Source organism: Streptomyces cyaneofuscatus (assembly GCF_042718795.1).
GTDB lineage: Bacteria > Actinomycetota > Actinomycetes > Streptomycetales > Streptomycetaceae > Streptomyces > Streptomyces cyaneofuscatus_A.
This window is the reverse complement of the sequence record NZ_JBHXOX010000005.1, coordinates 134,276-153,335: the sequence shown is the minus strand read 5'-3', so window position 1 is coordinate 153,335 and position 19,060 is coordinate 134,276. Positions and strand designations below refer to the sequence as shown.

Here is a 19,060-nt window from a genome sequence, read left to right as displayed (position 1 = left end):
CTGACCTCCCTTGGGCAGCGCATCAACCAGGGTAGAACGCGGCATCCTGGCCGTTCCTGTGAGGTAAGGCTCACCTGGAGGCGGCCCGCTCCGGCGGCGGGCGCGCCGCCCGGAGGGGTAGTCGCGATCTATCGCGTTTGGGTACGCTGGGCCGGTGGACCTAGAGAAGCAGCCCCAGCAGCCCGCCCGGCCGTCCGCCCCGCCCGCCCAGGTCTCGCCCGCCGAGCCCGTGCCCGGCGATTCGATCCGCGCCTCCGACGCCGACCGCGACCGGATCGCGGACATCCTGCGCGAGGCGATGGCCGAGGGGCGCCTGACGGCGGACGAGCACGCGGAGCGGGTCGACCTCGTCTACCGGGCCAAGACCGTCGGCGAACTCCAGCCGCTGGTCCGCGATCTGCCCGCCGCCTCCGCCGGAGCCGCCCCGGGCCCGGCGTCGCAGCCGTACGCCTACGGCCCCGAGCCCCAGGACGGCCCGACGGACAGCCTCGTCGCGGTCTTCAGCAGTGCCACCCGTAAGGGCCGTTGGCGCGTCGGGCCCCGGACGAACGCCTTCTCGCTCTTCGGCAGCGTGGAGATCGATCTGACCGAGGCGCTTTTCAGCCAACGACTCACCGTCATCAACGCCACAGCCATCTTCGGCAGTGTCGAGATCCGGGTGCCGGAGAACGTCACGCTGCGCGGCAGCGGAACCGGCGTCCTCGGCGACTTCGACGTCCGCACGCTGGAGTCGATGGACCCGGAGGCCCCGGTCGTGGTGGTGAACGGCTACGCCGTGCTCGGCAGCGTGGAGGCGAAGCCCAAGCGGGGCAAGTTCGTCACGGACCTCCAACGAAGGCTGCGCAAGCACCTCGGGCACTGAGAACGGCGCGAACAGCTCGGCGGACGCACGTTCGGGAATCAGCCAGAACACCTCCCGGAGCCCTTGTCGTACGCCGTGCGCCGGTGCCCCTGAGTGCATAGGCGTACACGCAACGGGTATGGACTGCTGCATCGTCTCTCGCTCGCGAAGCCGTAGCCGTCGTCAGGAGTAGACCGTGCTGCAACCGCCGCATCAGCCTCTGCAGGTCGCCGCCGTTCCTGCCCAGCGGACCCCCGTCCGGGAGGACGAGGCGGGCCCCTGGCACTCGGAGGCGGTGTGCCGCCGGGACGAAGCCGGGCTGTTCTTCGCCCCGTCGAAGGAGCCGACCGCCGCCCGACTGGCCCGGGAGGAGGCCGCCAAGCGCGTCTGCGCCCGCTGCCCGGTGATGGTGGCGTGCCGGGAGCACGCGCTGGTGCAGCCCGAGCCGTACGGGGTGTGGGGCGGCCTCACCGCCGCCGAGCGCCGGGTGGCGCTGGCCCGTCGGCGCCGGCGCGACGTCGAGCTGACCGCCGCCGCACCGGCGGAGCGCATAGCCGCGGCGGGCTGAGACCTCGACGGGGGAGGGGGCGCGGGGACCACGGCCCCCGCGCCCCCTCCCTCTCGTCCGTCTCGACTACTTCGCGCGGTCGAAGTCGATGGCGCTGTAGGCGCGCAGCTTCGACAGCCGGTGGGTCGAGGAGATCGTCCGGATCGTGCCGGACTTGGAGCGCATCACGATCGACTCGGTGGTCGCCGTCTCCGCGCGGTACCGCACACCGCGCATCAGCTCACCGTCGGTGATCCCCGTCGCCACGAAGAACACGTTGTCGCCGCTGACCAGGTCGTCGGTGGACAGCACCCGGTCCAGATCGTGGCCCGCGTCCAGCGCCTTCTGCCGCTCCGCCTCGTCCTTGGGCCAGAGCTTGCCCTGGATGACACCGCCGAGGCACTTTATGGCGCACGCCGAGATGATGCCCTCGGGAGTACCGCCGATGCCCATCAGCAGGTCGACGCCGGTGCCCTCGCGGGCGGCCATGATGGAGCCCGCCACGTCGCCGTCGGAGATGAACTTGATGCGGGCGCCGGTCTCCCGGATCTCCTTGACGATGCCCTCGTGGCGCGGGCGGTCCAGGATGACGACGGTGACGTCCTCGGGCGTGGAGTTCTTCGCCCGCGCGACGCGCCGGATGTTCACCGCCACAGGGGCGTCGATGTCGACGAAGTCCGCCGCCTCGGGCCCCGTCACCAGCTTGTCCATGTAGAAGACCGCGGAAGGGTCGAACATCGCCCCGCGGTCGGCGGCCGCCAGCACGGCGATCGCGTTCGGCATGCCCTTGGCGTTCAGCGTGGTGCCGTCGATCGGGTCGACCGCGATGTCGACCTCGGCGCCGGTGCCGTCGCCGACCCGCTCGCCGTTGAACAGCATGGGGGCTTCGTCCTTCTCGCCCTCCCCGATGACGACGACGCCGTTCATCGAGACGGTCGAGACGAGGGTGCGCATGGCCTTCACGGCGGCGCCGTCGGCGCCGATCTTGTCGCCGCGGCCCACCCAGCGCCCGGCGGCCATCGCGGCGGCCTCGGTGACCCGGACCAACTCCAGGGCCAGGTTGCGGTCGGGGGCCTCCGGGGAGACCTCCAATTGGGACGGCAGATGATGCTCGGACATCGGAGCGCACCTTTCTGTACGGCGACGACCGGATATGAGGGTGCTGTGACTCTATCGGTAGGTCGATAAAATGAGCAGTGCGGGTCACGCATGAGCACCCCGGTCCGTGTCCCCGCCGCCACCCACGGTCAGCGCCGCCGCCCGGCCCCACCCTGCGGCCGGGCGGGCCGGGCCGCGTGCCACCATGGATGCCGTGGCAGAGAGCAAGCGAGGCAAGCAGACCGCCAGGAACATGTTCCTGTCGACCATGGTGACCGCCGCCTGTGCGGGCGTCATCTACATCTTCGTTCCGCACGACGAGAACCTCGACCCGGTCAAGGCCGTCGACTTCACGGTGGAACTGGCGACGGTGCGCACCACCGCGCCCTACCCGGTCGCCGCGCCGGAGGGCCTGCCGGAGAAGTGGAAGCCGACCTCCGTCTCGTACGACGCCACCGCCGGCAAGGCATGGCACCTCGGCTTCCAGGACCCGGACGGCAGGTACGTCGCGGTCGAGCAGTCCACGGCCGCCGCGCGGACGTACGTCGCCCAGGTCAGCCAGAAGGCCAAGGACACCGGGACCACCGCGAAGGTCGCGGGCCGCGAGTGGCAGGTCTGGGAGGGCGAGAAGTACGACGCCCTCGTCCTGCCCGAGAAGGGCCACACCACCGTGGTGACCGGCTCGGCCCCCAGGGAGCGGCTGGTGGAGATGGCGGAGGCGCTGAGGACGGAGCCGGTCGGCGGCCCGGTGCCGTCGGCCTCGCCGGCGTCCTGAGCCTTCTCGGCCGTACGTACGCGAAGGGGCCCCGGAACACCAGGTGTTCCGGGGCCCCTTCACGCAGGCGCGTGGCCGCTCAGACGGTCTTGATGACCTCGTCGTAGGAGAGGCGCGGGCTGCGCGGGAACCAGGCGTCCTCGCCCGGCTTGCCGATGTTGACGACCATCAGCGGGGTGTGGTCGCCGTCCAGGAACTCCTTCTGGATGCCGGCGGGGTCGTAGCCGGTCATCGGTCCGGCGGCCAGGCCGGCGGCGCGGACGCCGATGATGAAGTAGGCGGCCTGGAGCGCGGCGTTGAGGCCGGCGGCCGACTCACGGACCGGGCGCTCGGCGAAGAACATGTCCTTGGCCTGCGGGAAGTGCGGCAGCAGTGCCGGGAGCTCCTCGTGGAACTCGTTGTCGGCGGCCAGGATCGCGACCAGCGGGGCGGTGGCGGTCTTCGGCCGGTTGCCCTCGGCCATGTGCTGCACCAGACGCTCGCGGCCCTCGGCGGAGCGGACCAGGACGACGCGCAGCGGCGACTGGTTGAAGGCGGTCGGGCCGAACTTGACCAGGTCGTAGATCGCCTGGATCTGCTCGTCGGTCACCGGCTCGTCGGTGAAGGTGTTGGCGGTGCGGGCCTCGCGGAAGAGGAGGTCCTGGGCGGCGGCGTCGAGAACGAGGGACATGTGGGGGCAGACCTTCCGGAAGGGCACGGGGGAGCAATGCATCGACCGTAACGGAGAGATAGGTTAACTTTCAACTAAAGCCGGAAGGGAGTGATCCACTCCACAACTCCCCGCGCCCCGGCCTCGCCCCGTGATCAGCCGTCGGAGGCCGAGCCGGGCTCGCCCTCCGGCCGGGCCAGCGCCGCGTCCAGCCGGGCCCGGGCGCCCTCCAGCCAGCGGCGGCAGATCTTCGCCAGCTCCTCGCCCCGCTCCCACAGGGCCAGCGACTCCTCCAGCGTCGTGCCGCCCGCCTCCAGCCGGCGTACGACCTCGATCAGCTCGTCCCGCGCCTGCTCGTACCCGAGCGTGCTCGTCGCGGCAGCCGCCGCCGTACCGTCGTCCGTCATGTGAACCACCCTAGATCTCAGCTGCAACGTCATCACGGGGTCCGTCCCCGTCCACCCGCACCGTGAACTCGCCCTCCGACACCCGCGCCCGCAGCGGCTCACCGGGCGCCCCGGCCTCCTCGGGGGAGCGCACCACATGGCCGTCCGGCCGCTGGAGCACCGCGTACCCCCGCTCCAGCGTGGCGGCGGGCGACAGCGAGACGACCCGGGCCCGGGTGTGCGCGAGCTCCGAATCGGCCCGGTCCAGCAGATGGCCCAGCACCCGGCGGCTGCGCCCCACGAGCGCCTCCACCTCGGCCTCGCGCTCGTCCACCAGCCGCTGCGGCCGCTCCATCGCGGGCCGGCCCAGCGCGTGCGCGAGCCCCCGCTCCTCGCGGTCGAGGATGCCCCGTACGGTCCGCAGCGCCCGGTCCCGGAGCTGCTGTACGCGGTCCAGCTCCTCGCCCACGTCGGGCACGACCTTCTTGGCCGCGTCCGTGGGCGTGGAGGCGCGCAGGTCGGCCACCAGGTCCAGCAGCGGGGAGTCCGGCTCGTGGCCGATGGCGGAGACCACCGGCGTACGGCAGGCGGCCACGGCCCTGATGAGCTGCTCGTCGGAGAACGGCAGCAGGTCCTCCACGCTGCCGCCGCCCCGGGCCACCACGATCACGTCCACCTCGGGCAGCGCGTCCAGCTCCTCTATCGCCTGGACCACCTGACTGACCGCGTTCACCCCCTGCACGGCGGTGTTGCGGACCTCGAAGCGCACGGCGGGCCAGCGGCGGCGGGCGTTCTCCAGGACATCGCGCTCGGCGGCGGAGGCCCGCCCGCTGACCAGCCCGATGAGCTGCGGAAGGAAGGGGAGCGGCTTCTTCCGGTCCAACGCGAAGAGCCCCTCGGCGGCCAGCGACTTCTTGAGCTGCTCCAGCCGCACCAGCAGCTCGCCGATGCCGACCGGCCGTATGTCGGTCGCCCGCAGCGAGAGCTGCCCCCGGGGCGCGTACCACTCGGGCTTGGCGAGGACGACGACGCGCGCGCCCTCGCTCACCACGTCGGCGATCCGGTCGAACACCTGCCGGAAGCAGGTCACGCTCACCGAGATGTCGTGGGACGGGTCGCGCAGGGTCAGGAAGACGACCCCGGCACCGGGCCGCCGCGAGAGCTGGGTGATCTGCCCCTCCACCCAGATGGCACCGAGCCGGTCGATCCACCCGCCGATGAGGCGCGACACCTCACCGACGGGCAGCGGAGCGTCCGCGGACGTGTTGAGAGCCATGCGCCCGAGCGTATCGGGACGCACCGACAGCGACGGCGCTCCGGCCAGGGCACCCCCTTGCCGAGGCCCTCACTCACGACGTTCCATCCCGCGCCCGCCCGCCCCCTGCACCGCGAGGACCACGAACCCCACCGCCAGCCAGCACAACCCCACCACCTGGGCGCTCGTCGTCGCCTCCACGATCACGGCGACGAGGATCCCGGCACCGACCACCGGGAACAGCACGTGCTTCCACCAGACGGGCGGCCCCGACATCCGGCGTACGACGAACCAGCCGACCACCGACGCGTGCAGCAGCACGAACGCCGTCAGCGCCCCGATGTCCACCACCGACACCAGATGGTCGAGGCCGTCGTCGCGCCGGGACGCCCAGACCGCCGCCACCAGCGTCACGATCGCCGCACCCAGGATCGCGAGGCGCGGCACGCCCGACTTCGGGTCGACCTTCGCCAGCAGACCCGGCAGCCGCCGCTCGCGGGCCATCGCGAAGACCAGCCGACCGGCCGCCGCCTGCCCCGCCAGCGCCGCGAACGCCGCCCCGATCGCCTTGCTCACCGCCACCAGGTCGTGCAGCCAGGTCCCGACGGAGGCGTCGACCGCGTCGTAGAAGGCCGACCCCTGCGCCGCCGGATCCGCCGCCAGCTCGGCCGAACTCATCGGCTCCAGCAGCGCCGCCAGATACGTCTGAACGATGAAGAGCGCCCCCGCGAGCACCAGGCAGAACAGCACCGCCCGCGCCACCTTCCGCGACCCGCCCGTCACCTCCTCCGCGAACGAGGCGATGGCGTCGAATCCCAGATACGACAGGACGGCCACCGACACCGCGCCCAGCACCGCCGCCGTGGAGAACGCCGCGTCCCCGGTGAGCGGCGTCAGCCACCCGCGCTGCGCCCCGTCCCGTACGAGGACGACCACGGCCGACACCACGAAGACCAGCAGCACCACGATCTCCATGGCCAGCACCGCGAACCCCACCCGCGCGGCCGCCCGCACCCCCCACAGATTGAGCAGCGTGGTCACGAGCACCGCGATCGCGGTCCACACCCACCGCGACACCTCCGGGACCAGCGCGTTCATCGCGATCCCGGAGAAGAGGTAGGCGACGGCGGGGATCAGCAGGTAGTCGAGCATCGCCATCCACCCGGCGATGAACCCGGGCCCTTCCCCGAGCCCTTTGCGCGCATACGTGAAGACCGAGCCGGCGAAGGGGGCGACCCGCACCATCTGGGCGTAACTGAAGGCGGTGAAGCCCATGACGACGGTGGCCACGAGGTAGACCAGGGCGACCGACCCGCCGGACTTGGCGTCCAGGGTGCCGAAGATGCCTACGGGGGCCATGGGGGCGATGAACAGGAGCCCGTAGACGACGAGGTCCCGGAAGCCGAGGGTCCGCCGCAGCGTGCCCTCCTCGACGCTGCTGCTGCTGCTGCCGCTGCCGCGGTCGCTTCCCGGGACCGACGTCATGAACCCTCCACAGTCACTGTCCGCCACACCCATGCAGCCATCAGTCTCCCGACCCGGCCGTCGAGGCGCCCGCTGGGTACGGCCTTACGATGGGACACATGACTGCAACGCCTGCCCGTCGTGTCCTGCTCGCCGCACCCCGTGGCTACTGCGCGGGCGTGGACCGCGCCGTGATCGCCGTCGAGAAGGCCCTGGAGCAGTACGGGGCCCCGATCTACGTCCGCCACGAGATCGTGCACAACAAGTACGTCGTGCAGACCCTGGAGAAGAAGGGTGCGATCTTCGTGGACGTCACCGCGGAGGTCCCCGAGGGCTCCATCGTGATGTTCTCCGCGCACGGAGTCGCGCCCACCGTCCACGCGGAGGCCGCCGAGCGCAAGCTCGCGACCATCGACGCGACCTGCCCGCTGGTCACCAAGGTCCACAAGGAAGCCGTCCGGTACGCCAAGGACGACTACGACATCCTCCTGATCGGCCACGAGGGCCACGAGGAGGTCATCGGCACCTCCGGCGAGGCCCCCGACCACATCCAGTTGGTCGACGGCCCCGAGGACGTGGCGAACATCGAGGTCCGCGACGAGTCGAAGGTCGTCTGGCTCTCCCAGACCACCCTCTCCGTCGACGAGACGATGGAGACGGTGGGCGCGCTCAAGTCGAAGTTCCCGAACCTCCTCTCGCCGCCCAGCGACGACATCTGCTACGCCACGCAGAACCGCCAGGTCGCGGTGAAGAAGCTGGCCGAGGACGCCGAGCTGGTCATCGTGGTCGGCTCCAAGAACTCCTCGAACTCCATCCGCATGGTCGAGGTCGCCCTCGACGCCGGAGCCGACGCCGCGTACCTGGTCGACTTCGCGAGCGAGATCGACGAGGCGTGGCTGGAGGGCGTGTCCACGGTCGGCCTGACCTCCGGCGCCTCGGTCCCGGACGTCCTGGTCGACGGCGTCCTGGAGTGGCTCGCGGAGCGGGGTTACGAGGACGTGGAGACGGTCAAGACGGCCGACGAGTCGATCACCTTCTCCCTCCCGAAGGAGCTCCGCCGGGACCTGCGCGCCGAGGCGGCGGCCCTTTCCGCCGAGTAGCGGGGCACGGGGCCCGGCCTGCCCGTACGGTGTTGCCATGGAGATCTTCGGCGTGGACATCGGCGGTTCAGGGATCAAGGGCGCTCCCGTGGACCTGGACCGGGGCGACCTGGCGCAGGAGCGTCACAAAGTGCTGACACCGCATCCGGCCACGCCCGACCGCGTGGCCGACTGCGTGGCCGAGGTCGTCGGCCACTTCGACTGGTCGGGCCCCATCGGGGTCACGTTCCCGGGCGTGGTCACGGACGGGGTCACGCGCACGGCGGCCAATGTCGACAAGGGCTGGATCGACACGGACGCCGCCGCTCTGCTCGGCGAGCGGGTGGGCCAGCCGGTGACGATCCTGAACGACGCGGACGCGGCCGGGGTCGCGGAGATGACGTTCGGCGCGGGCCGGGGCCGTAAGGGCACGGTCATCATGCTGACCCTGGGCACGGGCATCGGCAGCGCGCTCTTCGTCGACGGCCGCCTGGTCCCCAACACCGAGCTGGGCCACCTGGAGCTGCACGGTCACGACGCGGAGAAGCGCGCCTCCACGAAGGCCAAGGAGGACGAGGACCTGAGCTGGCAGCACTGGGCGCACCGGGTGCAGAAGTACCTGCTGCACGTGGAGATGCTGTTCTCGCCCGAGCTGTTCATCATCGGCGGCGGGGTGAGCCGCAAGGCGGAGAAGTTCCTGCCGCTGATCGAGAAGGTCCGCGCGGAGATGGTCCCGGCGGAGCTGCAGAACAACGCGGGGATCGTGGGCGCGGCGATGGCGGCGGCGGGAAAGTAGAAGGAGAGACGGGAGGCTACCGGCCGGGGCGGCGCGTCCGGCCGGGACCTGCCACCTGCCGGACGCGCCACAGGCCGGGGGCGTTACCGGCTGCCGCGGCGCTACCGGCTGGCGCGGGGGCGCTCGGCCCGCCCGGCCGGTGCGCCCGCCCCGGCGACCTTCTTCTTCGGCGCCCGGGGAGCGGGCCGCGGGGCCTTCTCCGCTCCCCCCGTACGCCCCTGGGCCAGCAGATACCGCTGCCGGGCCCGCATGTGCAGAACCTTCCGTACGGAGGCGATGAGCCCGGCGACCAGCGTCCCGCCGTACAGCCACCCGGCGTGCACGGCGAGGGCGGTGACCAGGCCCATGACCTGCCCGCCGAAGCCTTCGGACCCCCCGGAGATGGGGAACACCCCCACGGCGAAGGCGATCGGCACACTGATCGGCGCGGTGACGAGGTCGGCGGGCCGGACCCAGAGCGCGGTGAGCGCGCTGACCGGCAGGAACAGCAGCCCGTAGACGAGTTCGGAACTGTCGAACAGCAGCCGGTCCAGACAGGCGAGCACGAACATGGTCAGCGCGGCGAACAGCCCGGCCCCGATCCCGGTGAGCCGGGGATTGGGGAACCGCCGCAGGGCGAGCAGCACGGGCGGCACGGCGCGCACCCGCCCACCGGCGCGTCCCGCCGCCCGGTAGACGGTGGCGGACTCACCGAAGACACCCGGCACGGGCGCGACGGGAGGGACGGGCGCGGCCTGCGGGGCCGGCCTGCGCTGCGGGGGACGTGTCCTGGGCTGCTCCACGGGGACAACGTAGGTCGCGGGGCGGGAGGAATCAGGCGTTGGACACGCGCTTTGGCCGACCTTGGCGTTGCGTTCGATGGAGTCCGGCCGAAACGAACCTGTTCGGCGGTGTACATACGGCTGCGCGTACGGCTGCGCGTACGGCCTGCGGCGGACCCGTGCGGGCCCGCGCGCCCCCGCCCGTAAACTGGAGAATCGGTCCACTCCGTGACCCGGCCCGAACAGCTGAGCCGGCCCCGGACGCCCCTGACCCCCTCCTCACTCCAGGAAGTCGCCAAAGTGTCGCTCACGATCGGAATCGTCGGTCTGCCGAATGTCGGCAAGTCGACCCTGTTCAACGCCCTGACCAAGAACGACGTGCTGGCGGCCAACTACCCGTTCGCCACGATCGAGCCGAACGTCGGCGTGGTCGGTGTCCCGGACCCGCGCCTGGACAAGCTCGCGGAGATCTTCAACTCGCAGAAGCTCCTGCCGGCCACGGTGGACTTCGTCGACATCGCCGGCATCGTCCGGGGCGCGTCGGAGGGTGAGGGCCTGGGCAACAAGTTCCTCGCGAACATCCGGGAGTCCGACGCGATCTGCCAGGTCATCCGCGCCTTCAAGGACGAGAACGTCGTCCACGTCGACGGCAAGGTCTCGCCGAAGGACGACATCGAGACGATCAACACCGAGCTGATCCTCGCCGACCTCCAGTCCGTCGAGAAGGCCGTCCCGCGCCTGACGAAGGAGTCCCGCCTCCAGAAGGACAAGATCGCGGTGCTCGCCGCGGTCGAGGACGCGCAGAAGATCCTGGAGTCCGGCCAGACCCTCTTCTCGGCCGGCATCACGGCCGCCACGGAGAAGGGCAAGCTCCTCCACGAACTGCACCTCCTGACGGTCAAGCCCTTCCTCTACGTCTTCAACGTCGACGAGGACGAACTGGTCGACGAGGACTTCAAGAACGAGCAGCGCGCCCTGGTCGCCCCCGCCGAGGCGATCTTCCTCAACGCCAAGATCGAGTCCGAGCTCATCGAACTCGACGACGACGAGGCCCTGGAGCTCCTCCAGTCCATGGGCCAGGAAGAGCCCGGCCTCGCCACCCTCGGCCGCGTCGGCTTCGACACCCTGGGCCTCCAGACCTACCTCACGGCCGGCCCGAAGGAAGCCCGTGCCTGGACCATCAAGAAGGGCGCCACGGCCCCGGAGGCGGCCGGTGTGATCCACACCGACTTCCAGAAGGGCTTCATCAAGGCGGAGATCATCTCCTTCGACGACCTGGTCGAAACAGGCTCGGTCGCCGAGGCCCGCGCCAAGGGCAAGGCGCGCATGGAGGGCAAGGAGTACGTGATGCAGGACGGGGACGTCGTGGAATTCCGCTTCAACGTGTAGCCGTGTGCATACCAAGCGTTAACTGCTGAGTTGAACGCGCAGGACAGAAGGGGTCGGACTCCGTTGAGTCCGACCCCTTCGTCGTCACCGTGCTGGATGGGTGCTGGATGTTCTGGCGCAAGGTCAGCGGCAAACGCAAGGTCAGCGGCAATCAGCTCTCGTAAACCGTGGACCGGTGTCCCACGTGAACAACCCAGACCACCAGTTCTCCGTTGTCGATCGTGTAGACGACGCGGTAGTCGCCGACGCGCAAGCGGCGACGTTCGGGCTGGGACACGAGCGCAGTGGTGTTGAAGCCGAGAGGGTCGGTCTCCAACTCGGTCAGCCTGGCCAGGACGCGCAGCGCCATGTCGCGAGGGATCTTCCGCAGTTCGGCCTGCGCCTCGGGGCGGAAGACGGTTCGGTACTCACTCACTGCGCGCCAGAGTCTCCCTCATGATGTCCTCGATCGGGATTCCGGGCGCCGGGCTGGCCATGCGCTCGTCGATGATGCGATTGATCTCGCGCTCTTCCCACTCCTGGTACTTGCGCAGCACCTCGATGGAGACGACAGCGGCGACTTCCTTGCCGCGGCGCGTGATCACAGTGGGCACGTCATCGCGGTCGGCGCGCTCCACGACCTCGGCGAGGTGTGCGCGCACGTCTCGGATGGACTCTATGGGCAGAGGCTGCGTCATGCGCTCAAGGGTACCGAGTGTCGCAAGTGTACACAATGTGTCGCGGGCCACGGGCGTTCCTCGCGCTCGTACGCCCTGGATGTGCTGGATGAGCTCGTGCCGTGCTGGATTCCTTGCTCTGCGCGTGACCGCGGGGTTTATGCTGCGGTCGAAGCGGATGTGCGGGGGGAGGGGCTCCGAGGGGCCATCCGCCTGTCGGATCGGCTCCCCTCCTCCTCGTCATCGTCGTGTGGGCGGGATGCGGCGGGCCGGCATGGGGTTGGTGGGGTGCCCCAGAGGTGCGGGGGCGCCGAGTCGTCCTGGCTCGTCTCGTACCAGGCCGACTTCCGTGCGCTCGCGCCGCTCTCCGCCGCCACCGGCGCGGCGACCAAGGCGCTGTGGTGTCCCCCTTGTCCGAAAGGCCATCGTTCGGCTCCTCGTCCCCGGCCTCCGCGTCGAAGTGGCGAACCTGGGGGATGCCTGGGAGAAGTGACCGGCCGTCGGAACCTCTTGTCCGTGTGGCCCTGACGCGGGCGCTGTCCCGACTCCCGGTGGTTCGCCGACCGCTCGGCCGCTGCGGGTGGCGGATCGCCGACGCCGTCCTGAGTCATCTCGTATCTCCACCGTGAATCCCGGTGTCGGGGAGGTGCTGATATTGCCGCACATTTCGGTCACGCGAGGGGCCGCGGAGAACTCCGCCGACTTTGTGAACTCCGCCACACCGACAGGCTCTTGACTGTCCGGCAAGGGTGCTCCAGTTCCGTCGTGCCGTACGCTGCCGGGCCGAGATCACGGCTCTGTGTCGGCCGCGTTTTGCGTGTCGGTGTCGTTACTTTCTGCCACCATCTACCTGGTGTGGTCCTCGCCATTCATCGCGTCTCGTCCTGAAGTGGGAAAAGCCTGGATGTCACATGTGCGTAACCGAGGTGTGAACTCGCCGACGGCGTCGTTCGGGCAGGTCGGGGGCGGAGATGAGAGGGTTCTGCGGGGGTCCCGATGGGCGTGCTCGACCGCGGTCCTGGGGGACTCCGGCCCCTGCCCTCGGTTTGGGGCGCGCGTGACCCCGTACGCTATGCTCCGATAACCGTCTCACCTGGCGCTGGCAGGCCTCGAAGCCGTCGCGCACGCCTCGTTACGAAGGCACGACGGATCACGAATGGAAGGACGACGATGGCGCGTTGCTCAATTGCGGCCATATCCTGGGAGCGCGTGCATCTCACTCTCAATGTGGCGGTCTCCGACTTCACTGGAGATCCTAGTGCTCTGCGCTTCCTGATAGTTGACAACGGGCGCGAATTCCCGGTGAACTCTCAGCAAATCGACGCCGAACACCACCGCTTGGACATCAACGTCACCAACTTCCGGGAACGGCGCCAGGTGCCCAACGGTACGTGGCGGATCGTCCCGGTGATCGACGACGAGCGACTGCCTGAGGCGACCTTCGACCTCAAGACCGCGGACCGGCTCGACTCCGACTCCCGTACCTTCCTCTACGACCAGAACCGGTCCGTGTACGTGATCGCGTTCGGGATCTCGGACAACGAGGACCACCCCGCGTTCCTCATGCGGACGTACCAGCTGTTCCGCGGTGGCGGGGCGAAGAAGCCGGCGAAGAAGAAGCCGATCGGCAAGCGAATAGCGCTCAAGGTGGTCCCTCGGGCCCGGCGCCGGAAGCTGGCCAACAAGTTCTACCGGACGGCCCGTCGGCTGAACCCGCCGAAGGGGAACCGGATCCTGTTCGCCTCGGAGATGCGCACCGGTCTCGGTGGCAACCTGGCACGTGTCCACGACCGGATGATCGAGCGCGGCCTCGACAAGAAGCACACGTTCAACTACTCGTTCCGCGTGCCGGCGACGGCGAACAAGTGGAGCACGCTCCGCCTGATCTACCGGCTGGCGACGTCGGACACCGTCCTGATGGACGACTACTTCGGCCTTCTCGCGAACCTCAGCATTTCGCCGGACACCAAGATCATTCAGCTCTGGCACGCCGGCAGTGGCTTCAAGGCCGTCGGGTACAGCCGGTTCGGCAAGTACGGTTCGCCGAAGCTGTCCAACGCCCACCGCAAGTACACCTACGTCATCACCGGGTCCAAGCACCTGGTGCCGGTGTACGCCGAGGCGTTCGGTATCGAGGAGTCGGCGGTCGTCCCGACGGGTCTGCCCCGTATCGACACCTTCCTGAACGAGGACCACTCGCGGAAGGTCAAGGACGACTTCTTCGCCTCCTACCCGCACCTCAAGGGCAAGAAGATCGTGCTGTTCGCGCCGACCTTCCGCGGGAAGAGCATCGGGGACGCGCACTACGACTACGACCGCATCGACTTCGAGAAGCTCCACGAGGTCTGCGGCGACAAGTACGTCGTCCTCTTCCGGATGCACCACTTCATCTCGGAGGAGCCGCCGATCCCGGCCGAGTACGCGGACCGGCTGATCAACTTCGCGCAGTTCCCCGACACGAACGACCTGCTGCACGTCACCGACGTACTGGTCACGGACTACTCGTCGGTCATCTACGAGTACACGCTGCTCGACAAGCCGATCCTGTTCTACGCGTACGACAAGGACACGTATTCGGTGGTCCGCGGATTCCACCGCGATTACGACTCCGTCGCCCCCGGCAAGGTGTGCGTGACCTTCGATGAACTGCTGAAGTCCCTGCAGGACGAGGACTTCGACCTTTCCAAGGTCGAGGAATTCCGGCGGGACAACTTCGACTACGTCGACACCAATTCGGCGGACCGCGTGATCGACTGGCTGGTCGTCGGAGATCACGGTAATGAGACCGGCGGATTCCAGCCGTGGCTCGCACCCGTCCCGGACGATACCGCGGTGGGAGACCAGCCGCTCAGTGACCAGTCGGAGGAGTAAAACATGAACGTCGCCCTGCTTTTCGCCGGAGGCATCGGCTCCCGGATGAACAGCCGTGCCCTTCCCAAGCAGTTCCTGGAAGTCCACGGCAAGCCCGTCATCATCCACACCCTTCAGCACTTCGAAGCGCACCCCGAGATAGACGCGATAGCCATCGCGATCCTCCCGGAGTACCGCGAGCACATGATGAAGCTGCTCACGCGCTACGAGATCCAGAAGGTCAAGTGGGTCATCGACGGCGGCAAGACCGGTCAGGAGTCGCGGCACAACGCGCTGCGGACCGTCGCCGCCGAGTGCCCCGAGGACACCGTCGTGCTCGTCCACGACGGCGTGCGGCCGCTGATCGACGCCAAGCTGATCAGCTCCAACATCGCGACGGTGCTGGAGCACGGCTCGGCCATCACCTGCACCAAGTTCAACGAGACCGTGGTGTCGAGTGAGCACGACCACATCGACGACGTGATCCCGCGCGACCACATCTACGCCGCCCAGGCCCCGCAGAGCTTCAAGCTCGGCGAGATCCTCTCGCTGTACGACCGGGCGGTCGAGGAGGGCGAGCACGACAGCATCGACTCGTGCTCCCTGATGCACCGGTACGGCCGCAAGATCTACCGCGTCGTCGGCCCCCGCTCGAACATCAAGATCACGACGGCCGAGGACTTCTACCTCTGCCGGACGTACTTCGAGATCCTCGAGAACCAGCAGATCGTAGGGCTGTGAGCTCCATGACCACCGTTTCCAGCCCGGTCGTGGCGCGCGACCTCGAAGAGATCCTCGACCGGGACCTGCCGTGGGGTGAGCTGTCCGGCTCCACCGTGCTCGTCACCGGTGCGAGCGGCATGCTGCCGTCGTACGTCGTCTACACCCTGCTCGCACTGAACGACCGGCACGGCGCGGGCATCACCGTGCACGGCCTGGTGCGGAACGAGGAGAAGGCCCGGCGGCTGCTCGCGGACGTGCTCGACCGCCCGGACTTCCACCTGGTGGTCCAGGACGTGTCGGCTCCGCTGGAGCTGCCCGGCCCCGTCGACTACGTGATCCACGGGGCGAGCGCCGCACGGCCCGCCCTGCACGGCAGCCAGCCGGTCCTGACGATCAAGGCGAACCTGCTCGGCACGTTCAACCTGCTCGACCTCTGTGTGGAGAAGGCCAGCCGCGGCTTCCTGCTGATGTCCTCGGCCGAGGTCTACGGTGCCCAGGCGCCGGAGACCGAGCTCATCGACGAGCAGAGCTACGGCGGGTTCGACATCCTCAACCCGCGGGCCTGCTACGCCGAGGGGAAGCGTGCCGCGGAGACGATCGGCGCGACCTACCAGGCGCAGTACGGCATCCGCAGCCATGTCGTCCGGTTCGGCCACGTCTACGGGCCGGGCATGGCGCTCGACGACGGCCGGGTGCAGGCCGACTTCGCGGCGAACGTGGTGGCCGGCAAGGACATCGTCCTCAACAGCGACGGTTCCGGCGTCCGGACCTACACCTACGTGGCCGACGCCATCGCCGGACTGTTCTACGCGCTGCTCCGCGGTGACGAGACGGCCTACAACGTCGCGGACCCGGCCGGTCTGGTCTCGATCCGCCGGCTGGCCGAGCTCTTCACCGAGGTGCGCCCGGAGCGCGGGCAGCAGCTCCGGTTCACCAACGAGGCCGACGCGCGCGCGTACAGCATGAGCAAGAAGCAGGGCCTGGACAGCGCCCGGCTCGCGGCGCTCGGCTGGAGCGCGGTGGTCGACCTGCCGACCGGTCTGGACCGGATGGTGACCCACCTGGAGTCGACGGTCGCCGGCGACGCCTAGAGCGTGTCCCAGCACTGAACATGGCCTCGGGCCCGGACGGAAGTCCGGGCCCGAGGCCATGTTCATGGGTGCTGCCGATGAGCCGCCGGAGGTGGGCGGTTCAGGAGGAGCGGAGCTTCCTCGCCAGTCGCCTCACCGGAGCCGGAGCGTACGAGGCGAGCCGCCGCTTCTTCGACTGCGGCCGCACGACCACCTTCTCCTGGACACCACTGCCACCGTCGTCGTCGGTGAGGTTCCAGTACTGCTCGGACTTCTCACCCTTGCGCGGGAACTCCTCGCCGGGCAGGCGGGTGACCACCTCGGGACGCTCCCAGGCGATGTGCCGCTTGACCACCTTCGCCGGTGCTCCCACCGCGACGCAGTTGTTGGGGATGGCCTTGGTGACGATGGAACGGAAGCCGATCACCGAGCCGTTGCCGATGGTGGCGCCGCCCATCACGACCGCGTGCTTCGCGATCCAGACGTGCTCGCCCACGACGATCGACTGGGACACGTTCGCGCGCTTCCCGCTGCGTACGTCGAAGATCGGGTGGGTGTCGTCGCCGCGCACCTCGATGTTCTTGGCGAACATCACGTCGGCGCCGATCGTCACCGAGACGCCCTCGACGGCGGATATGAAGGTACGTCCGGCACAACCGACGTTCTCACCGATCCGGATCGTGGACTCGTGCCCGCAGCGCAGTTCGAAGCGCAGACCCGCACGCCGCTTGGTGGTGCGCCCGATATCGATCTGCCCGTTGTTCCCGGTGAAGATGACGAGCAGGTCCTTGATGTCCGCTTCAGGGCTGATGACGAGCTTGTTGTTCGCCCCCTTGAACCGGATATCGATCTTTTCCTCGCGGACCTCGCCGTCGTAGACGATCTCGTTTCCTTGATCGTCCTTGTAGCGCTCCAGCTTGCGCACTTGCAGCATCGCGATCTGAGGGGTGGTCTCGACCTCGACCTTGACCGGTCAGGGGTCGGGCCTGCCCCTCGTACCTCCGTTCCGGCATGGGATTCCGGCTCAATTTATCAGACGAGACTATTGCCGAATTGGCGTGATCGAACGAGGGCAGACGGTTCCCGTCGGCGTCTGAAGGGTAGATTTGATGGAAGAAGTCCCCTTAGGGAGGCTGATCCGATGCCGTGGCTCGCCTGGTTGCTCGCCGCCGCGGCGCTTGGCGTCGCGGAGTTCTTCACCCTGACGCTGGTCTTCGGGCTGCTGGCCGGCGCCGCGCTGGTCGCCGCCGTGGTGGCCGGTGTGGGGATCGGCCTGCTCGGTCAGCTCGTGGCGCTCGCCCTGACGGCGGTTGCCGGACTCGTTCTCGTACGCCCGGTCGCCCTGCGGGCCATGGACCGCTCACCCATCACCCTTGAGGGCAGCGACGCGCTGATCGGCAAGCGGGCCGAGGTCATGCAGGAGGTGACCGCCACCCACGGCCTGGTCAAGGTCTCCGGTGAGGAATGGTCCGCCCGGGCTCTCGACGAGACCCATGTGATCCCGGTGGGAGCGCTGGTGGACGTCATGGAGATCGAGGGCGCCACAGCCGTCGTGTACCCGCGCGAGCTTCTTCCATGAACGTGAACGGCTGAACACGCAGCGCATCCAGCGAGGGAGGACGCGTGGATCCGGTGGTCATCCCGATTCTTGTGGCGGCGATCGTCGCCGTCTTTCTCATGGCCGCCACCGTGCGGATCGTTCCGCAGGCGCGCCGCTACAACATCGAGCGGTTCGGCCGGTACCGCCGGACCCTTCAGCCAGGCCTGAACTTCGTCCTGCCGGTGGCGGACCGGGTCAACACCAAACTCGACGTACGTGAGCAGGTGTACTCCTCCGATCCCAAGCCGGTGATCACCGAGGACAACCTCGTGGTCAACATCGACACCGTGCTCTACTACCAGATCACCGACCCGCGGGCGGCGGCCTACGAGGTCGCCGACTACCTGCAGGCGATCGATCAGCTCACCGTGACCACGCTGCGTAACGTCATCGGCTCCATGGACCTGGAGGGGACGCTCACCTCGCGTGAGGAGATCAACGCCCGGCTCCGGGCCGTCCTCGACGACGCGACCGGCAAGTGGGGTATCCGCGTCAACCGGGTCGAGATCAAGGCCATCGATCCGCCGAACACCATCAAAGAGGCAATGGAGAAGCAGATGCGCGCCGAGCGCGACAAGCGCGCGGCCATCCTGCACGCCGAAGGGGAGCGGCAGGCCAAGATCCTCACCGCGGAGGGTACGAAGCAGAAGGACATCCTGGAGGCGCAGGGCACGCAGCAGGCCATGATCCTGCGGGCGGACGGCGAGTCCAAGGCGGTGGAGCTGGTCTTCCAGTCCGTCCACCGCAACAACGCCGACGCGAAGGTCCTGGCCTACAAGTACCTGGAGACCCTCCCGCATCTGGCGCAGAGCGAGAACAACACGTTCTGGGTGATCCCGGGCGAGCTGACCGAGGCGGTCCGCGCCGTCACCAGCGCGTTCGGCGACCGGTCGGCGATGGGGGCTCCCGTGACCGCCGAGCGTGAGGAAGCGGCCGATGACGACGGTACGCGGGATGACGGCGGGGCCCCGGAGATCGAGAGGGACCCGACGCTCGCGCTGGACGCCGCCGCGGCCGCCGACGAGGCCGCGAAGCAGGCCGCCGTCGCGGTGAGCGACGCGAAGGCCGAGGCGGAAGCGGCGGGGGAGGTCCAGCGGCCGGGGCGGGGGCAGGTGTAGGCG

The 19,060-nt window shown here is 69.1% G+C and carries 20 protein-coding genes; 11 read left to right on the top strand and 9 right to left on the bottom strand.

The features are described 5' to 3' along the window. The first annotated feature begins 154 nt into the window (after window positions 1-154). The gene (locus ACFWRT_RS06865; protein ID WP_380950405.1) at window positions 155-862 is read left to right on the top strand and encodes a DUF1707 SHOCT-like domain-containing protein; all 708 of its coding nucleotides are present in this window, start codon (window positions 155-157) and stop codon (window positions 860-862) included. A 175-nt stretch (window positions 863-1,037) separates the two neighbouring features. Beyond that, window positions 1,038-1,409, top strand: coding sequence for a WhiB family transcriptional regulator (locus ACFWRT_RS06860; protein WP_380950404.1), 372 nt, complete (start codon window positions 1,038-1,040; stop codon window positions 1,407-1,409). Between the two features lie 66 nt (window positions 1,410-1,475). Here the strand turns inward: ACFWRT_RS06860 and glpX are convergent, their stop codons facing one another. Beyond that, window positions 1,476-2,507: a class II fructose-bisphosphatase gene (gene glpX / locus ACFWRT_RS06855; protein ID WP_015611062.1), complete on the bottom strand. Its 1,032-nt coding sequence runs from the start codon at window positions 2,505-2,507 to the stop codon at window positions 1,476-1,478. Window positions 2,508-2,691: 184 nt separating this feature from the next. Here glpX and ACFWRT_RS06850 point away from each other — a divergent pair, with 184 nt between their 5' ends. Then, window positions 2,692-3,261: a DUF4245 domain-containing protein gene (locus ACFWRT_RS06850; RefSeq protein WP_380950403.1), complete on the top strand. Its 570-nt coding sequence runs from the start codon at window positions 2,692-2,694 to the stop codon at window positions 3,259-3,261. A 79-nt stretch (window positions 3,262-3,340) separates the two neighbouring features. Here ACFWRT_RS06850 and ACFWRT_RS06845 read toward each other — a convergent pair whose 3' ends face one another. From ACFWRT_RS06845 to ACFWRT_RS06830, 4 genes are all read right to left on the bottom strand, one after another. After that, window positions 3,341-3,931 carry a malonic semialdehyde reductase gene (locus tag ACFWRT_RS06845; RefSeq protein WP_380950402.1) on the bottom strand — a complete coding sequence of 197 codons (591 nt, stop codon included), beginning with the start codon at window positions 3,929-3,931 and terminating at the stop codon, window positions 3,341-3,343. A gap of 134 nt (window positions 3,932-4,065) precedes the next feature. Continuing rightward, on the bottom strand, window positions 4,066-4,317 hold the full coding sequence (locus ACFWRT_RS06840) for an exodeoxyribonuclease VII small subunit (protein WP_380950401.1): 252 nt from the start codon (window positions 4,315-4,317) through the stop codon (window positions 4,066-4,068). 10 nt (window positions 4,318-4,327) lie between these two features. Further along, window positions 4,328-5,572 (bottom strand): exodeoxyribonuclease VII large subunit, encoded by a 1,245-nt coding sequence (gene xseA / locus ACFWRT_RS06835; protein WP_380950400.1) that lies wholly within the window; start codon window positions 5,570-5,572, stop codon window positions 4,328-4,330. Window positions 5,573-5,641: 69 nt separating this feature from the next. Continuing rightward, window positions 5,642-7,036, bottom strand: a complete 1,395-nt coding sequence (locus ACFWRT_RS06830; protein WP_380950399.1) for an APC family permease — start codon at window positions 7,034-7,036, stop codon at window positions 5,642-5,644. Between the two features lie 89 nt (window positions 7,037-7,125). Here ACFWRT_RS06830 and ACFWRT_RS06825 point away from each other — a divergent pair, with 89 nt between their 5' ends. Beyond that, window positions 7,126-8,115 (top strand): 4-hydroxy-3-methylbut-2-enyl diphosphate reductase, encoded by a 990-nt coding sequence (locus ACFWRT_RS06825; protein ID WP_380950398.1) that lies wholly within the window; start codon window positions 7,126-7,128, stop codon window positions 8,113-8,115. A 37-nt stretch (window positions 8,116-8,152) separates the two neighbouring features. Then, window positions 8,153-8,890 carry a polyphosphate--glucose phosphotransferase gene (ppgK, locus tag ACFWRT_RS06820; protein WP_380950397.1) on the top strand — a complete coding sequence of 246 codons (738 nt, stop codon included), beginning with the start codon at window positions 8,153-8,155 and terminating at the stop codon, window positions 8,888-8,890. A gap of 101 nt (window positions 8,891-8,991) precedes the next feature. On the opposite strand, the gene ACFWRT_RS06815 is transcribed toward ppgK, so the two are convergent. Continuing rightward, the gene (locus ACFWRT_RS06815; RefSeq protein WP_380950529.1) at window positions 8,992-9,597 is read right to left on the bottom strand and encodes a DUF6542 domain-containing protein; all 606 of its coding nucleotides are present in this window, start codon (window positions 9,595-9,597) and stop codon (window positions 8,992-8,994) included. Window positions 9,598-9,951: 354 nt separating this feature from the next. On the opposite strand from ACFWRT_RS06815, the gene ychF reads away from it, so the two are divergent. Further along, window positions 9,952-11,040: a redox-regulated ATPase YchF gene (gene ychF / locus ACFWRT_RS06810; protein WP_237327711.1), complete on the top strand. Its 1,089-nt coding sequence runs from the start codon at window positions 9,952-9,954 to the stop codon at window positions 11,038-11,040. Window positions 11,041-11,191: 151 nt separating this feature from the next. Here the strand turns inward: ychF and ACFWRT_RS06805 are convergent, their stop codons facing one another. Both ACFWRT_RS06805 and ACFWRT_RS06800 read right to left on the bottom strand, forming a co-directional pair. Beyond that, window positions 11,192-11,455, bottom strand: a complete 264-nt coding sequence (locus tag ACFWRT_RS06805) for a type II toxin-antitoxin system RelE family toxin (protein ID WP_380950396.1) — start codon at window positions 11,453-11,455, stop codon at window positions 11,192-11,194. Further along, window positions 11,448-11,717: a type II toxin-antitoxin system Phd/YefM family antitoxin gene (locus ACFWRT_RS06800; RefSeq protein WP_380950395.1), complete on the bottom strand. Its 270-nt coding sequence runs from the start codon at window positions 11,715-11,717 to the stop codon at window positions 11,448-11,450. Before ACFWRT_RS06800 ends, ACFWRT_RS06805 begins: the two co-directional genes overlap by 8 nt. Before the next feature lie 1,281 nt (window positions 11,718-12,998). Here ACFWRT_RS06800 and ACFWRT_RS06795 point away from each other — a divergent pair. The 3 genes from ACFWRT_RS06795 to ACFWRT_RS06785 are packed head-to-tail and all read left to right on the top strand — an operon-like array spanning window position 12,999 to window position 16,360. Then, window positions 12,999-14,567, top strand: a complete 1,569-nt coding sequence (locus tag ACFWRT_RS06795; protein ID WP_380950394.1) for a CDP-glycerol glycerophosphotransferase family protein — start codon at window positions 12,999-13,001, stop codon at window positions 14,565-14,567. Window positions 14,568-14,570: 3 nt separating this feature from the next. Beyond that, on the top strand, window positions 14,571-15,287 hold the full coding sequence (locus tag ACFWRT_RS06790; protein ID WP_326703744.1) for an IspD/TarI family cytidylyltransferase: 717 nt from the start codon (window positions 14,571-14,573) through the stop codon (window positions 15,285-15,287). A gap of 5 nt (window positions 15,288-15,292) precedes the next feature. Then, a complete protein-coding gene (locus tag ACFWRT_RS06785) occupies window positions 15,293-16,360 on the top strand; it encodes an NAD-dependent epimerase/dehydratase family protein (protein WP_380950393.1) in 1,068 nt (355 codons plus the stop codon). Window positions 16,361-16,460: 100 nt separating this feature from the next. Here ACFWRT_RS06785 and ACFWRT_RS06780 read toward each other — a convergent pair whose 3' ends face one another. Continuing rightward, on the bottom strand, window positions 16,461-17,273 hold the full coding sequence (locus tag ACFWRT_RS06780; protein ID WP_380953086.1) for an acyltransferase: 813 nt from the start codon (window positions 17,271-17,273) through the stop codon (window positions 16,461-16,463). A 207-nt stretch (window positions 17,274-17,480) separates the two neighbouring features. On the opposite strand from ACFWRT_RS06780, the gene ACFWRT_RS06775 reads away from it, so the two are divergent. Together ACFWRT_RS06775 and ACFWRT_RS06770 are read left to right on the top strand one after the other, a co-directional pair. After that, the gene (locus ACFWRT_RS06775) at window positions 17,481-17,918 is read left to right on the top strand and encodes an NfeD family protein (RefSeq protein ID WP_380953085.1); all 438 of its coding nucleotides are present in this window, start codon (window positions 17,481-17,483) and stop codon (window positions 17,916-17,918) included. A 44-nt stretch (window positions 17,919-17,962) separates the two neighbouring features. Then, window positions 17,963-19,057: an SPFH domain-containing protein gene (locus ACFWRT_RS06770; protein WP_380953084.1), complete on the top strand. Its 1,095-nt coding sequence runs from the start codon at window positions 17,963-17,965 to the stop codon at window positions 19,055-19,057. Window positions 19,058-19,060: the final 3 nt, after the last annotated feature.

Excerpts from the sequence above, each read along its gene's own strand:
- glpX (WP_015611062.1), bottom strand. The coding sequence starts at position 2,507 with ATGTCCGAGCATCATCTGCCGTCCCAATTGGAGGTCTCCCCGGAGGCC.
- ACFWRT_RS06850 (WP_380950403.1), top strand. The coding sequence starts at position 2,692 with ATGGATGCCGTGGCAGAGAGCAAGCGAGGCAAGCAGACCGCCAGGAAC.
- ACFWRT_RS06845 (WP_380950402.1), bottom strand. The coding sequence starts at position 3,931 with ATGTCCCTCGTTCTCGACGCCGCCGCCCAGGACCTCCTCTTCCGCGAG.
- ACFWRT_RS06840 (WP_380950401.1), bottom strand. The coding sequence starts at position 4,317 with ATGACGGACGACGGTACGGCGGCGGCTGCCGCGACGAGCACGCTCGGG.
- xseA (WP_380950400.1), bottom strand. The coding sequence starts at position 5,572 with ATGGCTCTCAACACGTCCGCGGACGCTCCGCTGCCCGTCGGTGAGGTG.
- ACFWRT_RS06830 (WP_380950399.1), bottom strand. The coding sequence starts at position 7,036 with ATGACGTCGGTCCCGGGAAGCGACCGCGGCAGCGGCAGCAGCAGCAGC.
- ACFWRT_RS06825 (WP_380950398.1), top strand. The coding sequence starts at position 7,126 with ATGGGACACATGACTGCAACGCCTGCCCGTCGTGTCCTGCTCGCCGCA.
- ppgK (WP_380950397.1), top strand. The coding sequence starts at position 8,153 with ATGGAGATCTTCGGCGTGGACATCGGCGGTTCAGGGATCAAGGGCGCT.
- ACFWRT_RS06800 (WP_380950395.1), bottom strand. The coding sequence starts at position 11,717 with ATGACGCAGCCTCTGCCCATAGAGTCCATCCGAGACGTGCGCGCACAC.
- ACFWRT_RS06790 (WP_326703744.1), top strand. The coding sequence starts at position 14,571 with ATGAACGTCGCCCTGCTTTTCGCCGGAGGCATCGGCTCCCGGATGAAC.
- ACFWRT_RS06785 (WP_380950393.1), top strand. The coding sequence starts at position 15,293 with ATGACCACCGTTTCCAGCCCGGTCGTGGCGCGCGACCTCGAAGAGATC.
- ACFWRT_RS06780 (WP_380953086.1), bottom strand. The coding sequence starts at position 17,273 with ATGCTGCAAGTGCGCAAGCTGGAGCGCTACAAGGACGATCAAGGAAAC.
- ACFWRT_RS06775 (WP_380953085.1), top strand. The coding sequence starts at position 17,481 with ATGCCGTGGCTCGCCTGGTTGCTCGCCGCCGCGGCGCTTGGCGTCGCG.